Annotated in this window: 14 protein-coding genes, 14 tRNA genes and 1 rRNA gene; 27 read left to right on the top strand and 2 right to left on the bottom strand. The window is 37.5% G+C overall.

Features of this window, described 5'->3' with window-relative positions:
* Positions 1 to 8 precede the first annotated feature (8 nt).
* From rrf to AC4PG8_RS09790, 16 genes are all read left to right on the top strand, one after another.
* Positions 9 to 124 (top strand): 5S ribosomal RNA (rrf, locus tag AC4PG8_RS09865).
* A 10-nt stretch (positions 125 to 134) separates the two neighbouring features.
* Positions 135 to 210 (top strand) — tRNA-Asn (locus tag AC4PG8_RS09860).
* A 6-nt stretch (positions 211 to 216) separates the two neighbouring features.
* Positions 217 to 305: transfer RNA gene (locus AC4PG8_RS09855), tRNA-Ser, on the top strand.
* 36 nt (positions 306 to 341) lie between these two features.
* A tRNA-Glu gene (locus AC4PG8_RS09850) sits at positions 342 to 413 on the top strand.
* A gap of 56 nt (positions 414 to 469) precedes the next feature.
* Positions 470 to 545: transfer RNA gene (locus tag AC4PG8_RS09845), tRNA-Val, on the top strand.
* A 21-nt stretch (positions 546 to 566) separates the two neighbouring features.
* Positions 567 to 640, top strand: a tRNA-Met gene (locus AC4PG8_RS09840).
* Positions 641 to 646: 6 nt separating this feature from the next.
* Positions 647 to 722 (top strand) — tRNA-Asp (locus AC4PG8_RS09835).
* A 4-nt stretch (positions 723 to 726) separates the two neighbouring features.
* Positions 727 to 799 (top strand) — tRNA-Phe (locus AC4PG8_RS09830).
* A gap of 21 nt (positions 800 to 820) precedes the next feature.
* Positions 821 to 904, top strand: a tRNA-Tyr gene (locus AC4PG8_RS09825).
* 7 nt (positions 905 to 911) lie between these two features.
* Positions 912 to 985: transfer RNA gene (locus tag AC4PG8_RS09820), tRNA-Trp, on the top strand.
* Between the two features lie 14 nt (positions 986 to 999).
* Positions 1,000 to 1,072 (top strand) — tRNA-His (locus AC4PG8_RS09815).
* Positions 1,073 to 1,103: 31 nt separating this feature from the next.
* Positions 1,104 to 1,175: transfer RNA gene (locus AC4PG8_RS09810), tRNA-Gln, on the top strand.
* Between the two features lie 5 nt (positions 1,176 to 1,180).
* Positions 1,181 to 1,252 (top strand) — tRNA-Gly (locus AC4PG8_RS09805).
* A 19-nt stretch (positions 1,253 to 1,271) separates the two neighbouring features.
* Positions 1,272 to 1,345, top strand: a tRNA-Cys gene (locus tag AC4PG8_RS09800).
* A 45-nt stretch (positions 1,346 to 1,390) separates the two neighbouring features.
* Positions 1,391 to 1,474, top strand: a tRNA-Leu gene (locus tag AC4PG8_RS09795).
* A gap of 187 nt (positions 1,475 to 1,661) precedes the next feature.
* Entirely contained in the window at positions 1,662 to 3,176 is a 1,515-nt protein-coding gene (locus AC4PG8_RS09790) for a helix-turn-helix domain-containing protein (RefSeq protein WP_492170302.1), read from the top strand.
* A gap of 8 nt (positions 3,177 to 3,184) precedes the next feature.
* On the opposite strand, the gene gad is transcribed toward AC4PG8_RS09790, so the two are convergent.
* Both gad and gadC read right to left on the bottom strand, forming a co-directional pair.
* Positions 3,185 to 4,579, bottom strand: coding sequence for a glutamate decarboxylase (gad, locus tag AC4PG8_RS09785; RefSeq protein WP_492170301.1), 1,395 nt, complete (start codon positions 4,577 to 4,579; stop codon positions 3,185 to 3,187).
* A 12-nt stretch (positions 4,580 to 4,591) separates the two neighbouring features.
* On the bottom strand, positions 4,592 to 6,115 hold the full coding sequence (gene gadC, locus AC4PG8_RS09780) for a glutamate/gamma-aminobutyrate antiporter (protein WP_492170300.1): 1,524 nt from the start codon (positions 6,113 to 6,115) through the stop codon (positions 4,592 to 4,594).
* A gap of 392 nt (positions 6,116 to 6,507) precedes the next feature.
* Here gadC and AC4PG8_RS09775 point away from each other — a divergent pair, with 392 nt between their 5' ends.
* The 11 genes from AC4PG8_RS09775 (at position 6,508) to AC4PG8_RS09725 (ending at position 18,248) form a co-directional block, all read left to right on the top strand.
* The gene (locus AC4PG8_RS09775) at positions 6,508 to 6,978 is read left to right on the top strand and encodes an Rrf2 family transcriptional regulator (protein ID WP_003723817.1); all 471 of its coding nucleotides are present in this window, start codon (positions 6,508 to 6,510) and stop codon (positions 6,976 to 6,978) included.
* A 33-nt stretch (positions 6,979 to 7,011) separates the two neighbouring features.
* Positions 7,012 to 9,795 carry a YhgE/Pip domain-containing protein gene (locus AC4PG8_RS09770; protein WP_185513260.1) on the top strand — a complete coding sequence of 928 codons (2,784 nt, stop codon included), beginning with the start codon at positions 7,012 to 7,014 and terminating at the stop codon, positions 9,793 to 9,795.
* 154 nt (positions 9,796 to 9,949) lie between these two features.
* Positions 9,950 to 11,251, top strand: a complete 1,302-nt coding sequence (locus tag AC4PG8_RS09765) for a PTS sugar transporter subunit IIC (protein WP_003770072.1) — start codon at positions 9,950 to 9,952, stop codon at positions 11,249 to 11,251.
* A gap of 18 nt (positions 11,252 to 11,269) precedes the next feature.
* On the top strand, positions 11,270 to 11,626 hold the full coding sequence (locus AC4PG8_RS09760) for a PTS sugar transporter subunit IIB (protein ID WP_003763715.1): 357 nt from the start codon (positions 11,270 to 11,272) through the stop codon (positions 11,624 to 11,626).
* On the top strand, positions 11,626 to 11,940 hold the full coding sequence (locus tag AC4PG8_RS09755; protein WP_003763713.1) for a PTS sugar transporter subunit IIA: 315 nt from the start codon (positions 11,626 to 11,628) through the stop codon (positions 11,938 to 11,940). Before AC4PG8_RS09760 ends, AC4PG8_RS09755 begins: the two co-directional genes overlap by 1 nt.
* A gap of 13 nt (positions 11,941 to 11,953) precedes the next feature.
* Positions 11,954 to 12,700, top strand: a complete 747-nt coding sequence (locus tag AC4PG8_RS09750; RefSeq protein WP_003763710.1) for a carbohydrate deacetylase — start codon at positions 11,954 to 11,956, stop codon at positions 12,698 to 12,700.
* A gap of 15 nt (positions 12,701 to 12,715) precedes the next feature.
* Positions 12,716 to 14,632, top strand: coding sequence for a BglG family transcription antiterminator (locus AC4PG8_RS09745; protein WP_492170299.1), 1,917 nt, complete (start codon positions 12,716 to 12,718; stop codon positions 14,630 to 14,632).
* A 21-nt stretch (positions 14,633 to 14,653) separates the two neighbouring features.
* Positions 14,654 to 15,961: a 6-phospho-alpha-glucosidase gene (locus AC4PG8_RS09740; RefSeq protein WP_010991200.1), complete on the top strand. Its 1,308-nt coding sequence runs from the start codon at positions 14,654 to 14,656 to the stop codon at positions 15,959 to 15,961.
* Between the two features lie 121 nt (positions 15,962 to 16,082).
* Positions 16,083 to 16,928 carry a Cof-type HAD-IIB family hydrolase gene (locus tag AC4PG8_RS09735; RefSeq protein WP_409353955.1) on the top strand — a complete coding sequence of 282 codons (846 nt, stop codon included), beginning with the start codon at positions 16,083 to 16,085 and terminating at the stop codon, positions 16,926 to 16,928.
* A 43-nt stretch (positions 16,929 to 16,971) separates the two neighbouring features.
* Positions 16,972 to 17,703, top strand: coding sequence for a glucosamine-6-phosphate deaminase (locus AC4PG8_RS09730; protein ID WP_185500932.1), 732 nt, complete (start codon positions 16,972 to 16,974; stop codon positions 17,701 to 17,703).
* A 14-nt stretch (positions 17,704 to 17,717) separates the two neighbouring features.
* The gene (locus tag AC4PG8_RS09725; RefSeq protein WP_003770059.1) at positions 17,718 to 18,248 is read left to right on the top strand and encodes an HdeD family acid-resistance protein; all 531 of its coding nucleotides are present in this window, start codon (positions 17,718 to 17,720) and stop codon (positions 18,246 to 18,248) included.
* Positions 18,249 to 18,349: the final 101 nt, after the last annotated feature.

The following is an 18,349-nucleotide window of genomic DNA, read 5'->3' as shown; positions in this document are numbered from 1 at the left end:
TCATATTGTCTGGTAGTTATGGCGAGAAGGTCACACCCGTTCCCATCCCGAACACGGTAGTTAAGCTTCTCTGCGCCAATGGTAGTTGGGGGCTTCCCCCTGCGAGAGTAGGTCGCTGCCGGGCAATTTATTATTCCACAGTAGCTCAGTTGGTAGAGCAATCGGCTGTTAACCGATCGGTCGCAGGTTCGAGTCCTGCCTGTGGAGCCATTTTCTGGAGAGCTGTCCGAGTGGCCGAAGGAGCACGGTTGGAAACCGTGTAGGCGGTGTAAGCTGTCTCAAGGGTTCGAATCCCTTGCTCTCCGTTTACACGTAATAATAAAGTAACATTTTCTTACTAAGGCCCGTTGGTCAAGCGGTTAAGACACCGCCCTTTCACGGCGGTAACACGGGTTCGATTCCCGTACGGGTCATTTTTTACTAATCTATTAGAGACAATTTCATGTTTTTAGAGTAGAATAGTAATTATGGAGGTTTAGCTCAGCTGGGAGAGCATCTGCCTTACAAGCAGAGGGTCAGCGGTTCGATCCCGTTAACCTCCACCATTAGTTTTATAATAATATTGTCGCGGGGTGGAGCAGTCTGGTAGCTCGTCGGGCTCATAACCCGAAGGTCGTAGGTTCAAATCCTGCCCCCGCAATAGAGTGGTTCCGTGGTGTAGGGGTTAACATGCCTGCCTGTCACGCAGGAGATCGCGGGTTCAAATCCCGTCGGGACCGCCATTATGGCTTGGTAGCTCAGTTGGTAGAGCACTTGATTGAAGCTCAAGGTGTCGGCAGTTCGATTCTGTCCCAAGCCACTTTTTTCTTTTATTTAATATGGAGGGGTAGCGAAGTGGCTAAACGCGGCGGACTGTAAATCCGCTCCTTCGGGTTCGGTGGTTCGAATCCACTCCCCTCCACCATTATTATAGGGGCATAGTTTAAAGGTAGAACTGAGGTCTCCAAAACCTCCAGTGTGGGTTCGATTCCTACTGCCCCTGCCATATATAAAATAATGGCGGATGTGGCGAAGTGGTTAACGCACCTGATTGTGGTTCAGGCATTCGTGGGTTCGATTCCCATCATCCGCCCTTTTTGTTTTTATAAAACTATTATAATTGTTGGGCCATAGCCAAGCGGTAAGGCAACGGACTTTGACTCCGTCATGCGTTGGTTCGAATCCAGCTGGCCCAGTTAATGCGGAAGTAGTTCAGCGGTAGAACATCACCTTGCCAAGGTGGGGGTCGCGGGTTCGAACCCCGTCTTCCGCTTTTTAGTTGAATATTGTGCGGCGCCATAGCCAAGTGGTAAGGCAGAGGTCTGCAAAACCTTTATCACCGGTTCAAATCCGGTTGGCGCCTCCATTTGCATAATTAATGTTTTAAAGTTATAATTTAATATATTGTTACGCCGGCGTGGCGGAATTGGCAGACGCGCTGGACTCAAAATCCTGTGCCCGTAAGGGCGTGCCGGTTCGACCCCGGCCGCCGGTATTGATAAAACATCAACGTAAATTTACGTTGATGTTTTTCTATCTGTAGAAGTAGAATGCAAATAAAAATGATAATATTTATTCATCAAAAGAGAATGATTATTTCTTTGACATTATTTTGTGATTGTTTTAACATGAAAAATGTTGGAAAAGTTATTGTTTATTAATCGTCCATGGAGAGGGTAGCTATGCTTACGAATTATATTGAAAAGGATATCAAGAGAAAATGTTTGATTTGTGATTTTCTACTTAAGAATAAGCATACGAATTTAGATGAAATGGCGGAATATATGGGGACTTCTCGGGTGACGGTGCGGTCGGATATTCATGCGTTGAATGAAGAATTGGATGGCTTAATTAGTATTCAGATGAAAGAAAGTGTAGATGATTGGATTTATCAGTGCCAGCTACAATACGGAGCAACTGAGCGACACGTTTTATATAAGCTTTATGATAACTCGATGTTTTTGAAGTGTTTGGCGTTTTTTGTTACGAATGTGGAGGAGCACAAGTTTACCGATTTTATGGATGAATATTTTATTTCTCATTCGCATGCGTATCGGTTGAAACATAAGGTGGAGGAGTTTCTGAGGGATATTGATTTATCTCTTAAAAATAATCGGATTACTGGAAAGGAGTACCGGGTTCGATATTTGATTGCGCTTCTTCAAGCAGAATATGGTGTTAGTATTTATCCGTTACTGGATCATGAGAAGAAAATAATTGATGATTTTATGGCTACTTTGAATTTACGGATCAATATTGATGCACTAGCGCATAATGCGGAAGGTCACGAGTATTTTAGGTCGCTTATTTCGATGATTTTTAAAAGGGATATTCCGACGAGTGCGATTATTTTGGATGAACAGTGCCAGAAATATATTGAGTCTTCAAGGTTTCTTGTTATGGTTCGCAAAAGTAGTAAAGAAACGCTTGAAAAAGAGCTCGGCTTGGCATTTTCTTATAATGATTATTTGTATTTGATGTTGATTTATTATTCGACTAATTTCAGTATTATTGATGCTTCTATGAAAAAGGTGGAATTGGAGCAATTTAATGAATTGATATTGAAAGATGCTGATTTACAGTCTTTAATAGATTTGTTTGAGGAGTATTTTGGGTCAGAAGTGGTTAATCACTCGTTATTTCGGGCAGCTCTTTGTTATTTTTTGAAGAAGACGTTATTTAATTTGCAAGGTCTTATTCCGAGTAATGAACGGTTGTTGGATAAAAAATATCAGCCGCTTTATTTGGTAGTGAAAAATGTGCTTGAGCGTTGGAATGAAATTAGTGGGCATCGTGCAATGTTAATTGACTCGCATATTAATTATTTGACGATTCACTTATATCCGCTTATTTATAAATGGAATAATCCAGTTCAAATCTGTATTTTCTCGTTTAATTTGATTAATTTTGAGTCGTGTAAGTTTCAGGTGGAGCAGGAACTTGGGCGGAAGGTGAAGGTGCATGAGACGATGTTTAATTCGACGAGGGAGTTAAATGAGGTTTTGGCGGAAATAGATGAGCCGACGATTGTACTTTGTCACCCGAACTGCGAAATGGAATTGAAAGAGGCGGTGCAAGTGACTGTTATTCCGGTTTCGCTGGCGTTTTTTGACCGTGATTTAATAGATGTTGAAAATGCGATTCAGTCGCTTAGAAGAAAAGAACATGAAAAAAGGCTAGCCTATTTGAGAGGCTAGCCTTTTTATTAATGTGTAAAACCGTGAACGCCGGATTGTTGGGTATCGTGGAAGAGGATATGGGCGCTATTTAGTTCTTCAATAGAAGCTTGGAAGTCTTGGATAAATTCTTCTGCCATGTTGAAACCAAGGTCAGCGCGGCAGACGTAACGTTGGATGATGATGTTTTCTAAGTTTTTTGGTAGTGGGTATGCGGGAACTTGCCAGCCGCGCATTTGGAGGCGGTCCGCTAAATCATATAATGTCCATTTTACGTTAGCATCGTCTTTTAATTTATAGCAGACGATTGGTAAATGGGAGCCGTCGTTATAAATGTCGAAGTAGCCGGTTTGTTCGACTGCGTGGGCAAGGTATTGGGCGACGTCGCTTGTTTTTTGGTGAATGGTGCGATAGCCTTCGAAGCCATAGCGTAAGAAATTGTAGTATTGGCCGATGATGTGACTGGCGCTACGGGAGAAATTGATTTGCATGGTTGGCATCTCTCCGCCAAGATAGCTGACTTTAAAGATGAGTTCTTCTGGTAAGTAGCTTTCATCTTTCCACAAGACCCAACCGATACCTGGATAAACGAGACCGTATTTGTGACCGGAAGTATTAATGGAGATAACGTTTTTCAAACGGAAGTCCCAGATGATGTCAGGTTCTACAAATGGAGTGAAGAAACCGCCACTTGCTGCGTCAACGTGAATGTAAACTTTATAATCTGTTTTGCTATTATATTCTTCTAATTTTTCGTTAAGTGCGAAGATGTCGTCGTAGCGGCCTGTATAAGTAATGCCGAGGATGCCGACAACCCCGATTGTATATTCGTCTACGTAATCAAGTACTTGGTCGGTATTGAGTTGCATGTGGTCTTTATCCATTGGAACAACACGCATATCGATATCCCAGTAGACACAGAATTTTTCCCAACACACTTGGTAGCCGGATGAGATAACTAGATTTGGTTTTTTTGCATAAATATCTAGACCGAGTTTTTCGGCGCGTTTTCTCCAAGCAAATTTCATCGCCATTCCGCCGAGCATACACGCTTCACTAGAGCCGATTGTGGAAGTTCCCATAAATTTTTGGTCTTTAGGTGCATGCCATAGGTCGGCGATAATATTCACGCAACGATTTTCTAGTTCAGCTGTTCGCGGATATTCTGATTTATCAATCGCATTTTTTTCTAAGGTTTCGGACATTAATTTGGTTGCTTCGTCTTCCATATATGTTTGGCAGAAAGTCGCTAGGTTTTGGCGGGCGGAACCTTCATCTAAAAGTTCGTCTTTTACTAAACGATAAGCAATTCGAGGTTCGAGAGGTTCTTTCGCAAGGGTATATTTAGGAATATCACGATCCTCTGCACTTGATCCGAAAACTGGTTCTAAATAACTTTCTTTATTTTCTTTACTATATAACATGATTTTTTCCTCCTATAATTTGTCTTGCTTCATAATATGTTTATCATCAGGATTAATAATGTGTTCGCCGCGAGCTCTTGGGTGGGTGAATTTATTGATGTCGCTTGAGTCTAAGTGAGTAATATCTTTCGGTGAGATGTCTTTTTTATCGTGCACAGCATAGATGATGAATGGAATTAGTACGGTGACGATAAAGCTGATTGATAAGATCACCATGTATGTCGTGTCGCTTTTTGCGGCGATTGATGCTGGTGGAACAAATGAGATACATAAAGCGAAAATAGATGTTACTAAGCCGATTAGCGCCACAATCACTTTAATAATTTTGCCACCAGGGATTTGGTAGGTACGTTTTAAGCTCGATTTTTTGAAAATAAGTACTAAGTAACCGATGAAAAAAAGTAAATAGCCGACTAAATAAATGACCACTGTTAAGGAAATCGCAGTTAGGAATGATAAATTATTTCCGCCGCCACCGAATGTGAGAATAGCTGCCCAAATGGTAACGACGACACCTTGAACCATAATTAGTGGAACAGGGACTCCGTGTTTATTTACTTTTTTCATTTTTTCAGGAAGTAAGCCTTGTTCTGCTGCAGTATACATTCCGCGTGACGGGCCAACTACCCATGCACTGACTTCACCCATGACACCTAGCGCAATCATGATGGCAATCAGTTTTACTGCCCAACCTAAGCCGGAACCAAAATGTAAAATTAATGCTTGGAATGTTTGCACGACGCCGGAGCTAAGTGATAAATCTTTTAAAGGTAAAACAGCGGAAATTGTTAAGCCGCCGATTGTATTTAGCGCGATGGCTAAAATAACGAGCATAATCATTGCTAGTGGATAATCGCGTTTTGGATTGGTCATTTCATTTACGTGGCTCGCGGAAGCTTCAACACCCATGTAAGCGAGAATAAATGACACGAAGATGACTAATGTTGAAGCTTTTGAGAAATCCGGAATAAACGCCTCTTTGGAAAAAGTGACATGAAGTGGATTTCCGCCAGCAACATAAGCAATACCTAAGATAAATAAAATGATTGCTGGGATGAGAATACCGATAATAAAACCAAATTTCGCGATTTTAGCAGTGTTTTTCGTACCACCTAGTTGAGAAAAAGTAAGGCCCCAGAAAATGATTAAAACACCGATAAATTTAATAAAAGGGTTCGATTCGAGCGCAGGAAAATCAAATACATACGATAGCGCGCCGAGAATAAAGTAAATCATTGTCACGAATCCGACCGTTATTTGAAACCACTGAAAGAAGATTGCGGCAAAACCAAAACGTTCCCCGAGCGTGTTACCGACCCAAGAAAAAATACCGCCTTCTTGCCATCCATCAACTGTCGCCATTTCTGCTGCACATAAAGCGACAGGTAAGAACCATAAAAATCCGCCAAGAAGTAAGAAAAATACGAGATGAAAGCCGGAAGTGGCAAATGTTGGATATTCATAAACTGTCATAACCATCGAAGCCGTAATGGCAAAAAAACCGAATAAGGTTAAAGACTTTGCTTGTTTAGACATTGTGTAGTACCTCCCAATTTTTTGTTTGCGAAAATACAACTAAACGAAGCTATAAGTAATTAGAATGATGCTTAATTAATGGTAAATGTGATTTTTTTGGAACATCATCAGTTAACACGAGAAAAGCACCTCCTAAGTCATTGTTTGTTGGAACATGTATAAGATTAGCACGTTTGTTTTCGAAAATTATTCCAGTTTTTTTCTTAGCTAAGGAAAATTTTTGAGACAGTACTTGCGGTTGTTTTATTCACGGCAAACGCATTCATTAAATTTTTTTCCATTTTTAGTAAAAAACTCTTGCACTTTAAAAAAAATGGGTGTATTGTATATAGATGTTAAATGTCCATTAAGGATATTGAAAGGTAATAATGGGAAGAGGGAGGATTTTTATTATGAAGTTGAGCAAAAGTATGGATCAGGTTTTTTGTATTATGACGATGTTGTACACCCAGAAGGTAGATGTTCCCATTTCTTCCGTAACTATTCATCACCGATTGCGTGATTCGTCGCCGTCTTATATTAGTAAAATTTTGAGGAAGCTAGTCGTTAGCGGGCTGATTAATTCAGTTTCGGGTAATAACGGTGGTTTCACGCTTGCTAAAGACCCTGAAGAAATTAATTTGCTGGACATTGTAGAAGCAGTGGAAGGGAAAATCGATACATACCCAGATTCAGACTTAATCCACACTGTTTTCTCTGACTATCATGAATTTGCCGAGTCCGGTATTCACACCATTACAAGTGCTTTTAGAAACGCTGATAAAGAATACGCTAATTATTTATACTCACAAAAATTATCTGTTTTAGTAGAGCAAGTTATTGGGAAAGAACGAACCACTATCATAGATTGGAACGAAGCGTAATAAATCTTTAAAAGAAAGAAGTGCGGTAATAAAATGGATATGGTAAAAAATGAGTGGAAAAAATTATTTAAAAACAAAATACTACTTTTATCATTTGTAGTTATTCTGTTTATTCCACTTTTATATGCAAGCTTTTTCTTAAAATCCGTCTGGGATCCGTACGGCAAAACAGGGGATTTACCAGTAGCGGTAGTTAACAATGATAAACCGGTTGATTATAACGGCCAAACAATGGATGTTGGTGATCAGTTAGTAACCAAACTGAAAAGCAACAAAGAACTTGATTGGAATTTCCTTTCCAAAGAAGACGCTGAACAAGGCTTAAAAGATGGCAAATATTATATGGTTGTCACAATTCCAAAAGATTTCTCTAAAAATGCAGCATCCGTTTTAGATAAAGATCCGAAAAAAATGGAATTATCCTATAAAACAAACGGCTCGCTTAACTATTTAGGTCAAGTCGTGAGTGAACAAGGAGCCAAACAACTGAAAAGCGAGGTTTCCGCCGAAGTAACAAAATCATACGCGGAAGCAATTTTTGATAAAATTAAAGAGTCTGGTGACGGGTTCGCCCAAGCCGCTGATGGCTCTGGAAAAATTAAAGATGGTCTCGTGAAATCACAAGAAGGTAATAAAACGATTTCTACTAATTTAAAAACGCTCGCAGATAGCTCTTTAACGTTCAAAGATGGCGCTAATACGTTAGAAGTTGGTTTAAAAACTTACACAGATGGCGTGAACACTGCGGCCGCTGGTGGCGATAAACTAAATGCTGGTGTTTCAACGCTTGCTGCTGGTGTAGGACCACTTAAAGACGGTGTGGCTGCACTTGACGGTGGAGCAACAAAATTATCAAGCGGAGTTTCGACTTATACATCAGGCGTAGATACACTTTCTGGTGGAATTAACCAAGCATACAATGGTTCTACTGCCCTATCTGATGGTTTAAACAAAATGAATGGCAGCGTACCAGCTCTTGCATCTGGTGTAACGCAATTAAACAACGGTCAAAAAAGCCTGGCAACTGGCTTAAATTCACTAGTTGATGGTAGTAATAAACTTTCAGCAGGATTAAAAGAACTAGATGGTAATTTAACTAATAGCCAAGGTAAAATAGCTCAATTAAAACAAGGTATGAATGATTTACAACAAGGAATCGACCAATTAAATCAAAACGTAAACGGTGAAGATGCAGCACTCGCTAAACAACTACAAGCTCTTCAAAAAAGCTTAACTGATTTACAAAATGGTTTAACTTTTATTAAATCCAATGCGAACTTCGATGCCGAAGCAATTAAAGCAAAAATTAATGCAACAAACGGTGTGAGCGCAGAAGATAAACAAAAAATTATTGATGCAATTCAAGCTGATTTAGACAAAGAATCACAAAAATCTGCCACTCAAGTAGCGACTGTAGAAAAACTACAAAGCGGCTTATCAGGTCTTGATTTAGCGGCAATTCAAACACAAGTAACTGAATTACAAACTGGTGTAGCGAAAATTTCCGCTGGTTATCAAGCAGTTCACGGTGGAACAAACGAAGCATTTAACAGTATTCACCAAGCAATTAATGGCTCAGGTAGTCAAACTCTACTTGGCGGTGCGAACCAATTAACAGCTGGACTAAAATCAGCACAAGCCGGCAATGCAAAATTAGTTGCAGGAACAAATGAACTTAATAACCAAATCCCAACTTTAACTTCAGGCGTAGGACAACTTGCTGCCGGTAGTTCAAATATGGAAAACGGCTTAAGTCAGTTAAATGATGGAAGTAATAAACTTGCAAGCAATTCAGACGCATTACGTTCAGGTGCAAAAGAGTTACAAGGTGGAACAAACCAATTAGCTGCAAAAGTTCCAACACTTGCAGGTGGCGTAAATCAACTACAAGCTGGTTCAAGCCAATTAGCAGGCGGTTTAAACCAATTATCAGCTAACTCACCTAAACTAGTTTCAGGCGTAGGACAACTAGCAGACGGATCTTCTAAAATTGCTGATGGTTCTTCTAAACTAGCGAACGGTTCCTTCCAATTAGGTGATGGACTAACTAAATTAACAGACGGTAGCACAGAATTAACGGATAAACTTGCAGATGGTGCGCAACAAGTGAAAGATACTAAAGCAACAGACAAAACATTTAATATGATTGCTGCTCCAACAAAACTCGCACATAATGAATATACGCACGTAAGTAATTACGGTCACGCATTAGCACCATATGTATTGTCACTTGCTCTATATGTTGGCGCACTTGTATTTAACTTCATTATGCCAATTAGACGTGTTTCAATGGAAGGTCAACCAGCTTACAAATGGTGGTTAAGTAAACTATCACTTGGTTTTGTCGCAGCAGTTGCGATGGCTCTTCTAGAAGGTGGCATCATGATAGCGTTAGGATTAAGACCAGATAATATCGTTGAGTTCTTTGGAACAGCGATTATTACAGCTCTTGCTTACATGTTCCTTATCATGCTTCTTGCAATGACATTTGATAATCCAGGTCGATTTATCGCGATGGTATTACTCATTGTTCAATTAGCGGGTTCAGGCGGAACATTCCCAATGCCACTTACTGGATGGTTCTTCAATTTAATCCATCCGTTCTTACCAATGACTTATTCGATTTATGCCTTTAGAGAGTCACTGGCAGCGGGTATGGGACCAAATGTATATAGTATGTCAATGCTCGTTCTTACAATCATCATGATCGCATGTATCGGTTTACTATATCTATCCATGAGTCACTTGAAAAAACGCCATGATGCACATGAATCAGCACTTGATGATAATCAAAAATTAATGGCTTTAGAAAACTAAAATAGCGAAATCCCTATAAAGTAGCAATTACTTTATAGGGATTTTTTTGTATTAAAAAGGATTTCCTATGCTTAGGAAATAAGATTAATTGTGAGGTGTTTTTGTATGCGCTATCATGAACGTATAACAGCTTAGTGAAAGGAAATGAAAATTAATGAAAGCATTAGAACGATTTCTGTCAAAATGGCTATTACCATTTGCAAAAGTATTAGAAAGTAACACCCAGATGAAGGCAATACGTCAAGGAATGATGGCACTTGTTCCAATAACTTTAGTTGGTGCAGTCCCGGTATTGTTCCAGCAATTAGGAGGAATCCCAAAACTACCTAGTTGGATTGCTGCTGTTGCTGAATATATTAATAACATTACCTCCCCGATTCATTTTGCTACCTTTGGCTTGATGTCTGTCTATGTAGCGATTTTCGTAGCATATTATTATGCAAAAGAACGCAATTTGTGGGATATTGGGGCGATTGTAACAGCCTTAATGAGTTTTGTTGTAGTAGCAGTAAGACCACTTGAAGCTGGCGGAAGTGATGTAACTTATCTTGCCGGCGAAGGTATTTTTGTAGCTTTAGTAATTAGTTTATTATCTGTAGAAATTCTACACATTTTTAAAAATAAATTGAAATTCACGATTAATTTAGGTCAGGGTGTTCCAACGCCGATTTTACGATCTTTTGAAAATTTATGGCCGATTTTATTCTCGGTTTTAATCGTAGCGATTTTAAGCTTTGGGGTTGAATCACTTAGCGGTATTCGCGTAGTTGAGCTTATTCAAACGTTATTCTCACCACTGACTTCGCTTGTAAACACGCTACCTGGAATTATGTTGATTATCTTTATCCAACAATTATTATGGTGGTTTGGTATTCACGGATATTCTGTAATGGCGCCGGTTTGGTTAAGTGTAGCTTTCCAAAACGTAGACGCGAATGCAGCAGCACTTGCAAAAGGTGAGCCACTTTCTTCCATGCTTATTTTCACTCCAGACTTTATGTGGAGTATCGTTGGGGTAACAGGAGCAGGAGTAACAGGCGCGCTCGTTGTTATTATGATGTTCTCTAAATCTAAACGTTATAAGACGCTTGGAAGATTGGCATTAATTCCAACATTTTTCAGTATTAATGAACCTGTAATGTTTGGTGTTCCGATTGTTTTAAACCCGAGATTCTTTATTCCAATGATGGTTGCGCCACAAATTGCAGCATTAATTGGTTGGTTCTCAATCAAGCTAGGTCTTATGAATCCATTTACGATGGTTTCTCCATATGTACCAGTTCCAATCGGTGCCATTGTTGCATCTTTTGACTGGAGATACATTATTGTACTTGGCCTTATCCTGATTTGTTCAGCGCTTATTTACTATCCATTCTTTAAAATTGCTGAAAAAGAAGCGCTTGTACAAGAAAATAGCGGGGACCAAGAAGCTAGTCTAGATGATTTTGATTTTTAGTATGAAAGGACGATAGACATGAAAATTATGTTAGTATGTTTTGGCGGATTATCCACCTCCATTTTAGTGAAAAAGATGGAAGAGGCTATTGCGGCATCAGAAAAGTTTAAGAATAAAGGAATTACAATTGAAGCTTGGGGGAAAGATGAATATTCTGATCACCTAGATAACGTGTCTATTGTTTTACTCGGACCGCAATTATCAATGGCATATGAACAAGTAATAGAAGCTACAACAGAACGCGGGCTAAAAGTTCCTGTAGAAGTAATTGATAAAGAAGATTATGGCAATATGAATGCAGTACCAATTCTTATTGCTGCATTTAAAAAAATTAAAGAAGCTGGAACGAATACATTTACGACGGAGGGAAACTAATGGAAGGCACTGAATTACAATCTTTTAAAATAATATCAAGTGCAGGAGATGCGTCTTCCTTGTTTCTAAAAGCCGTTCAACACGCTGAAAAAAGTGAATTTGCAGAAGCAGAAGCATGTATCGAGCAAGCAAATCAATCTTTAAGAGAAGCACATCATGTTCAAACGTCTTTGATTCAAGAAGAAGCAAACGGTAGCTCTAAAGAACTTTCTTTACTGCTGATTCACGCACAAGATCATCTAATGAATGCTTTTGTATACTCTGACTTAGTTAAATCCGTGCTTAATCTTTATAAGCGTTTAGATGAAAAGTAAGGAGAGAAAAGCTATGAAGCTAATTATCAACGCAGATGACTTTGGGTTCACAAGAGCTATCAATTATGGAATTATTGATGCGCATAATTTAGGTGTATTAACTTCTACAACGTTAATGGTTACTATGCCAGCTTTTGAACATGCGGTAGAGTTATCTAAAAAAACACCAATGCTCGGAATTGGCTTGCATCTTAATTTGACGCTTGGTAAACCTCTAACAAATGGAGCAACTTTAGTGAATGAAGACGGCGAATTAATAAAGCCTAAATTTACTACTCCTGAATATCCTTACAACGAAGAAGAGGTTTACCAAGAGTTTAAAGCACAATATCATCGTTTTACGGAGTTTATGAAGAAAAAGCCAAGCCACTTGGATAGCCATTTATTTTCAACAGATATTTATCCAGCCGTTACGAGTGCCGCGAAAAGGCTAGCAGAAGAAATTGGGATACCACTTAGAAATCATGATACAAAAGGTTTTGAACATGTCGAATTTATGTGGGAAAAGCCGCTTGAAATCCCGTACGGTGCATATGATAACTTAGACTATATTTATGACAATGCAGCTTCTATTTTGTGTTATGATTATGTTGAAATCATGACACATCCTGGTTATCTAGATACTTTTATTCTGGAAAATTCAACATTCTCTACGCCACGCGCGAATGAATTAGAAAGTTTAATTTCACCGAGAATGCGCCAGTTTTTAAACGAAAATAATGTAGAATTAATTTCCTATCATGATATTCCAAAAAAATGAAATAGGTGATTAAAAATGCTTAATCAACGTCAAAAAAATATTTTAAGCACGCTGTATAATGAGAATAATTGGTTACTTGGGAAAAAATTAGCGGATTTATTCCAAATAAGTGACCGGACAATTAGAAATGATATACGTGTTATTAAAGAAAATATAGGAGAGGACTTTATCTTTACTTCTAAAAAGTTAGGATATGCCTATAATATGGAAAAACCTTTTCCGGTTGACGTTGAGGAAGAAGCTGGATTTGAACAAAACCGGATGGCGCAATTAATTAAGAAATTACTTGTAGATGATGGAGTAGACATATATGAATATGCAACCGAAACATACACATCAGAATCTACCATCCAACGTGATATTCAGTGGCTGCGGGGCTACTTTGAACAATTATTAGGTTTAGATGTAGTCATTCATTCTAGTGACGGTATTTATGCTATAAGTGCCACACCAACTACGAAAATGGAATTATTAAACCGTATCGCAAAGCTAGATGAGTCGCTAAAAACGATTTTAATCACCAATTGTTTTCCAGAAATTAATAATGAAAAAATCCACCAAATATTATCAAAAATAATCAATAAACATAAGATTGTTTTAAAGTATTTTGATGAAACAATCTTACTAACGCAAATAATTTATAGCAGTGGCTTCTTAAAAAAACATCCAGAACAATCAACTGTTACAGAAATCGATAACCCGTTTTTAAGAGAGCTCTTTGATGCGATAGAGCAGGAAGCGGGTTATGGGATTTCTGCTGAAATGAAACAATTTATTTTGACTGAATATGAAAAAATTGTTGCGATGAACAATTTTGAAAATCAAGTCACTACGAAAATGGTTTTAGAAGGCGAACTTTATCAAGAAATTTTACTAATTCTTGAAGAAATTAAGCACGTTTATCTCATAGATTTTACAACAGATTTAGAAGTAACTAGCGATATGACAAAACATATTTTTATCGCACTTGAGAGGGCTAAAAGAGGTATTGTCATTAAAAATCAAGTGACACATATCATCACGCAGCAGTACAGTTACTTACTAGATATTGCCATTTTCATCGGAGAAAAGTTATTAGAACGCCTAGGAGTAATTCTCAATCAAGAAGAAATTATTCTACTCGTAATGTATTTATACCAATACTACCGCAAAATAGAAGCTAAACATCAACTTAACCAAGTGGTGCGGATTGCACTCATTGTTCTAGAAGGTAAAGCTGCGATGTATTACTTACGAGAGCAATTAGCAGAAGTACTACGACCTGTAAACGTAGAAGTTATAGAGATTACCGATAATACACAGTGTCAATTACTACTATCAGAAAATGTAGATGTTGATTTGTGTATTTCTACTAAAAAAATCGATTTGCCCGCGGAAGCCCCGTGTATTGTCTTATCCAACAATATCGGTTTAATTGAAGAAGTAACAATAAAAAAACAGCTTTCGGCAACGATAGAAGCTAATAAAATGAAAAAATTTGCTTATATTAAAGAGAAATATTTACATGAAGATTTATTTTTGACCAATTATGAATATGATCAGAAATATAATGCAATTGATTTTTTAAGTGAATATTGTATAAGTAAAGGATATGTACCAACTAGTTTTACAGAAAAATTATTTAGCCGGGAACAGTTATTTTCAACGGCTATACCAACCGGGATTGCTTTACCTCATCCAATTAAAAATGTTGCGATTAAAAGTGGTATTTTTATTTGCATTATGAAAAAGCCAATTACCTGGGATAATCACAAGGTTAGTCTAATTATGATTCCAATGATTGAAGAATTAGACGGAACGGAAGCGCCATTAATCAATGATTTTTTATCGTTAATAGCTTCTAATAAATCGTATGTAGAACAAATAAGCAAATGTAGCACTTATCGTGAATGCGTGGAGTTATTACAAACTATTTATAACAATAATGAGTAAGTTTTTTAAGGAGTGAAAGGCATGCAAAAACAAATTATTACTATCGCCGGTGGTGGAAGTACTTATACGCCAGGAATTATTCAAGCAGTGCTTAATGGACAAGAAAGACTTCCAGTAAGTGAAATCCGTTTATACGATATTGAAGCATCTAGAAATGAAAACATGTTTCTAATTCTGCAATATATGCTAGAACAACAAGGCTTTTCAAGTATTAAGCTAGTTCAGACAACAAACCCAGAAGAAGCCTTTACTGGCGCTAATTTTATCTTCTCACAAATTCGTGTTGGTGGACTTAAAATGCGTGAAAAAGATGAGAAAATCCCACTTAAACATGGCTTAGTCGGCCAAGAAACATGTGGACTTGGCGGATTTTCATATGGACTTCGCAGCATTGGCCCACTTTTAGAATTAGTTGGCTTTATTCAAAAATACGCTCCAGAAGCTTGGATTTTAAATTATACGAATCCGGAAACAATTATTTCTGAAGCGGTACGTAGACAATTCCCGGGCATTCGAATGATTAATGTTTGTGATATGACAATTGGTATTGAAGACACGCTAGCGAAAAATTACGGATATGACCGCGATAATTGGGTTGCAACTTACTACGGTTTGAATCACTTTGGTTGGTATACAAAAATTTATGATAAATCATTGAAACGTGATATTATGCCAGAGCTTTTAGAGAAATTAAAAGTTCAAGAAATTAAAGAAGAAGATCCAAGTTGGAACCGCGCATTTAATATGATTCGCTTCATGGTGCAAAACTTCCCAGATAACTTACCAAATAATTATTTAGAATATTATTTGTATCCGGATATGTACGTAGATTATGCAGATCCAAACTATACGCGTGCTAACACAGTAATGGACGGTCGCGAGCAAAAAACTCAAGAAATGGCCGATAAAATCCGTAATAAAGAAAAAGAAGATGTGCTTGATTTCTACTTTGGCGTGCATGGTTTATATATTGTTGATATTGCTACGTCTCTATTAAATGACGAGAAAAGTCGCTTTATGTTGATAGTTGAAAATAAAGGTTCTATTCCAAATTTACGCAGTGATGCGGTTGTTGAAGTGCCAGCTTATGTTGGGGCGACCGGTGTAGAAGCTATTGCCTTACCTGCGATTGGAGATTTCCATAAGGGCTTAATGGAAGCACAAGTTGCAGCAGAAAAATTACTCGTAGATGCTTACTTTGAAAATTCTTATCAAAAAGCATTACAAGCATTTACACTTAATCAATCAGTTCCAAATGCAACAGTAGCTAAAAAAGTGTTGGATGAAATGATTATTGAAAACAAAGCATTTTGGCCAGTTTTAAAATAAAATAAAAAACATCGAATGGTAACAGTTTTTACTATTCGATGTTTTTTTGTTATATAATTGAACGCCTTCCTATGAAAGAAATGCTATAATTAAACTATTAACAGACGAAAAGAGGTATTACATGACGAAAAAAATAGTATTTGTAGACGTAGATGGCACACTAGTGAGTGATGATGGGCTTGTACCAGAATCGGCAAGAGAAGCAATAATAAAAGCAAGAAGTAATGGGCATCAAGTTTATTTATGTACTGGTCGGTCCAAACCAGAGCTTTATGAATCAATTTTATCCATTGGATTTGATGGAATTATTGGTGCTGGTGGGGGTTATATCGAAGTAGACAATGAAACTATTTATCATAAAAAAGTATCAGATGCTGATGTCGTTCATATGGTTGATTTTTTCCATGAAAAGAATTTAGATTTTTATTTGGAATCAAATGGTGGGTTGTTTGCTAGTGAAAACTTAGAAGCCCACTTAGATAATTTAGTTTACGGCGATGTGGAAAATGATCCAATAGCACGTGAGAAAAAAATTAATAACCCACATCCGTTTATGGAAAGTTTAACTTACGGTGAAACGAACCTTTACCGCTCAGATGTTAATAAAGCATGTTTTTTAGAAAACAAAGATGTACCATTTGAAGAAATTAAAAAAGAATTTAGTGGTAAATTTGAAGTCTTACATTGTACGGTTCCAATTTTTGGAGAAGACAGTGGGGAATTGATGGTTCCAGATATTCATAAAGCAACAGCAATTGAGTTTCTGTTAGAACATATTGGTGCGGACAAAAAAGATACTATGGCTATTGGCGATGGCATGAATGATGCAGAAATGCTTACGTATTGCGAAACAGGTATTGCGATGGGAAATGCTAAAGAAGAGTTGAAAAACCTTGCTGATGAAGTTACTAAATCGGTTGATGAAGATGGATTGTATTTAAGCTTCGAAAAACATGGTTTGATTTAGAATATATTGTTTGGGTAAGGAGTAATATGGAGGAGGATTTTTGATGAAATTAATTAAAACAAAAACATATGAAGAAATGTCACGAGAAGCTCTCAAAGTGGTAAAACAAGTAATTACTGAAAATGACAACCCAGTCATTAACACAACTACAGGAGCAAGTTTCGATGGAATGTTTGCAGGGCTTGTAAAAGAAATTAACGCTGGTGAAATCCCGATTGAAAAAGTATTTTTAATGAATCTTGATGAATATGTGGCTAAAAGAGATGCATCTTTTACCGTCTATACATATATGCATCAAAAATTTTATGATTTAATAACCAAAATGCCAAAAAGAGTAGAATTGTTAGATGGAAGTTTAGATGATTTTACGGATGAGATTGCTCGTTACAAGAAAATTTTAGAAGAAAACGAGCGGGATTTACAAATTTTAGGACTAGGAGTAAATGGACATCTTGGTGCAAACGAGCCGGGGACACCATTTGATGCCCGCTTATTTTTAGCAGATAGCGATGAATCTACTATTAAAAGTACTATCATGTATAACAATCTAACCGAAGATGAAGCGCCATCGCAAATGCTTACACTGGGACTTGCGGATATGATGGATGCAAAACAAATCTTAGTAACAGCTTCTGGTGAACGTAAAGCAGAGGCGGTTAAAGGGTTGTTAGAAGGTCCTATTAGCGTAGATTGTCCGGCTTCTATATTACGAAACCATCCAAACGTTGTCTTCATTATTGATGAGGCGGCTGGCTCTTTACTTACTAACCATTAAAAGGGAGTGTAAATATGAGGAAGTTATATACTTATTTTGTATTAATTCTCGGCATAGCAATGATTGGGCTTGGCATCTATTTAATGTTTAACCCGAGTACTTCTCTTCAAGCGCTAACTATTTTTATCGGAATTATTTTAGTGCTAAATGGAATTAATGAAGTTATTTCTTACTTTGGCGAACGTAAATATTGGAGCATTTCTAAATGGATTATGCTAGACGGGATATTATCGATCTTGGTAGGTGGTTTTGCTATTTTTGAATCGAATATGGCCGAACGTATTTTTATTATCATCTTTGCCATTTGGATATTAGCCTCAGCGATTTTACGAATTTTAACTGCTTTTGCCGTAAAAGGTTTCCCGGGCTGGACTTTACTGCTCATAATGGGGATTTTAGGAATTGTTATTGCTGTTATTTCGTTGTTCACGAATACATTAGTAGCGATTGCAATCGGAATTATTTTAGGACTGTTTTTCGTCTTCCAAGGAATTACTTGTCTATCCCTTTGGTGGGTTATTAGAAAAGGAGAACATCGGAAATAATGCTAATTTTTTATCTTGTTTTATCTGAAAATGTTAAAAATATAACATTTTTAAAAGTGGAGTGGTAATTCTGTCACAAAATAGACATAAGAAGCGAGAAG

It is taken from the genome of Listeria sp. MAN/IMW/UF555, from assembly GCF_058684075.1.
This window is presented reverse-complemented; position numbering and strand designations above follow the sequence as displayed.

What these genes read in the sequence shown, in the direction of transcription:
- AC4PG8_RS09790 (WP_492170302.1), top strand. Translation starts at nt 1,662, where the DNA reads ATGCTTACGAATTATATTGAAAAGGATATCAAGAGAAAATGTTTGATT.
- gad (WP_492170301.1), bottom strand. Translation starts at nt 4,579, where the DNA reads ATGTTATATAGTAAAGAAAATAAAGAAAGTTATTTAGAACCAGTTTTC.
- gadC (WP_492170300.1), bottom strand. Translation starts at nt 6,115, where the DNA reads ATGTCTAAACAAGCAAAGTCTTTAACCTTATTCGGTTTTTTTGCCATT.
- AC4PG8_RS09775 (WP_003723817.1), top strand. Translation starts at nt 6,508, where the DNA reads ATGAAGTTGAGCAAAAGTATGGATCAGGTTTTTTGTATTATGACGATG.
- AC4PG8_RS09770 (WP_185513260.1), top strand. Translation starts at nt 7,012, where the DNA reads ATGGATATGGTAAAAAATGAGTGGAAAAAATTATTTAAAAACAAAATA.
- AC4PG8_RS09765 (WP_003770072.1), top strand. Translation starts at nt 9,950, where the DNA reads ATGAAAGCATTAGAACGATTTCTGTCAAAATGGCTATTACCATTTGCA.
- AC4PG8_RS09760 (WP_003763715.1), top strand. Translation starts at nt 11,270, where the DNA reads ATGAAAATTATGTTAGTATGTTTTGGCGGATTATCCACCTCCATTTTA.
- AC4PG8_RS09755 (WP_003763713.1), top strand. Translation starts at nt 11,626, where the DNA reads ATGGAAGGCACTGAATTACAATCTTTTAAAATAATATCAAGTGCAGGA.
- AC4PG8_RS09750 (WP_003763710.1), top strand. Translation starts at nt 11,954, where the DNA reads ATGAAGCTAATTATCAACGCAGATGACTTTGGGTTCACAAGAGCTATC.
- AC4PG8_RS09745 (WP_492170299.1), top strand. Translation starts at nt 12,716, where the DNA reads ATGCTTAATCAACGTCAAAAAAATATTTTAAGCACGCTGTATAATGAG.
- AC4PG8_RS09740 (WP_010991200.1), top strand. Translation starts at nt 14,654, where the DNA reads ATGCAAAAACAAATTATTACTATCGCCGGTGGTGGAAGTACTTATACG.
- AC4PG8_RS09735 (WP_409353955.1), top strand. Translation starts at nt 16,083, where the DNA reads ATGACGAAAAAAATAGTATTTGTAGACGTAGATGGCACACTAGTGAGT.
- AC4PG8_RS09730 (WP_185500932.1), top strand. Translation starts at nt 16,972, where the DNA reads ATGAAATTAATTAAAACAAAAACATATGAAGAAATGTCACGAGAAGCT.
- AC4PG8_RS09725 (WP_003770059.1), top strand. Translation starts at nt 17,718, where the DNA reads ATGAGGAAGTTATATACTTATTTTGTATTAATTCTCGGCATAGCAATG.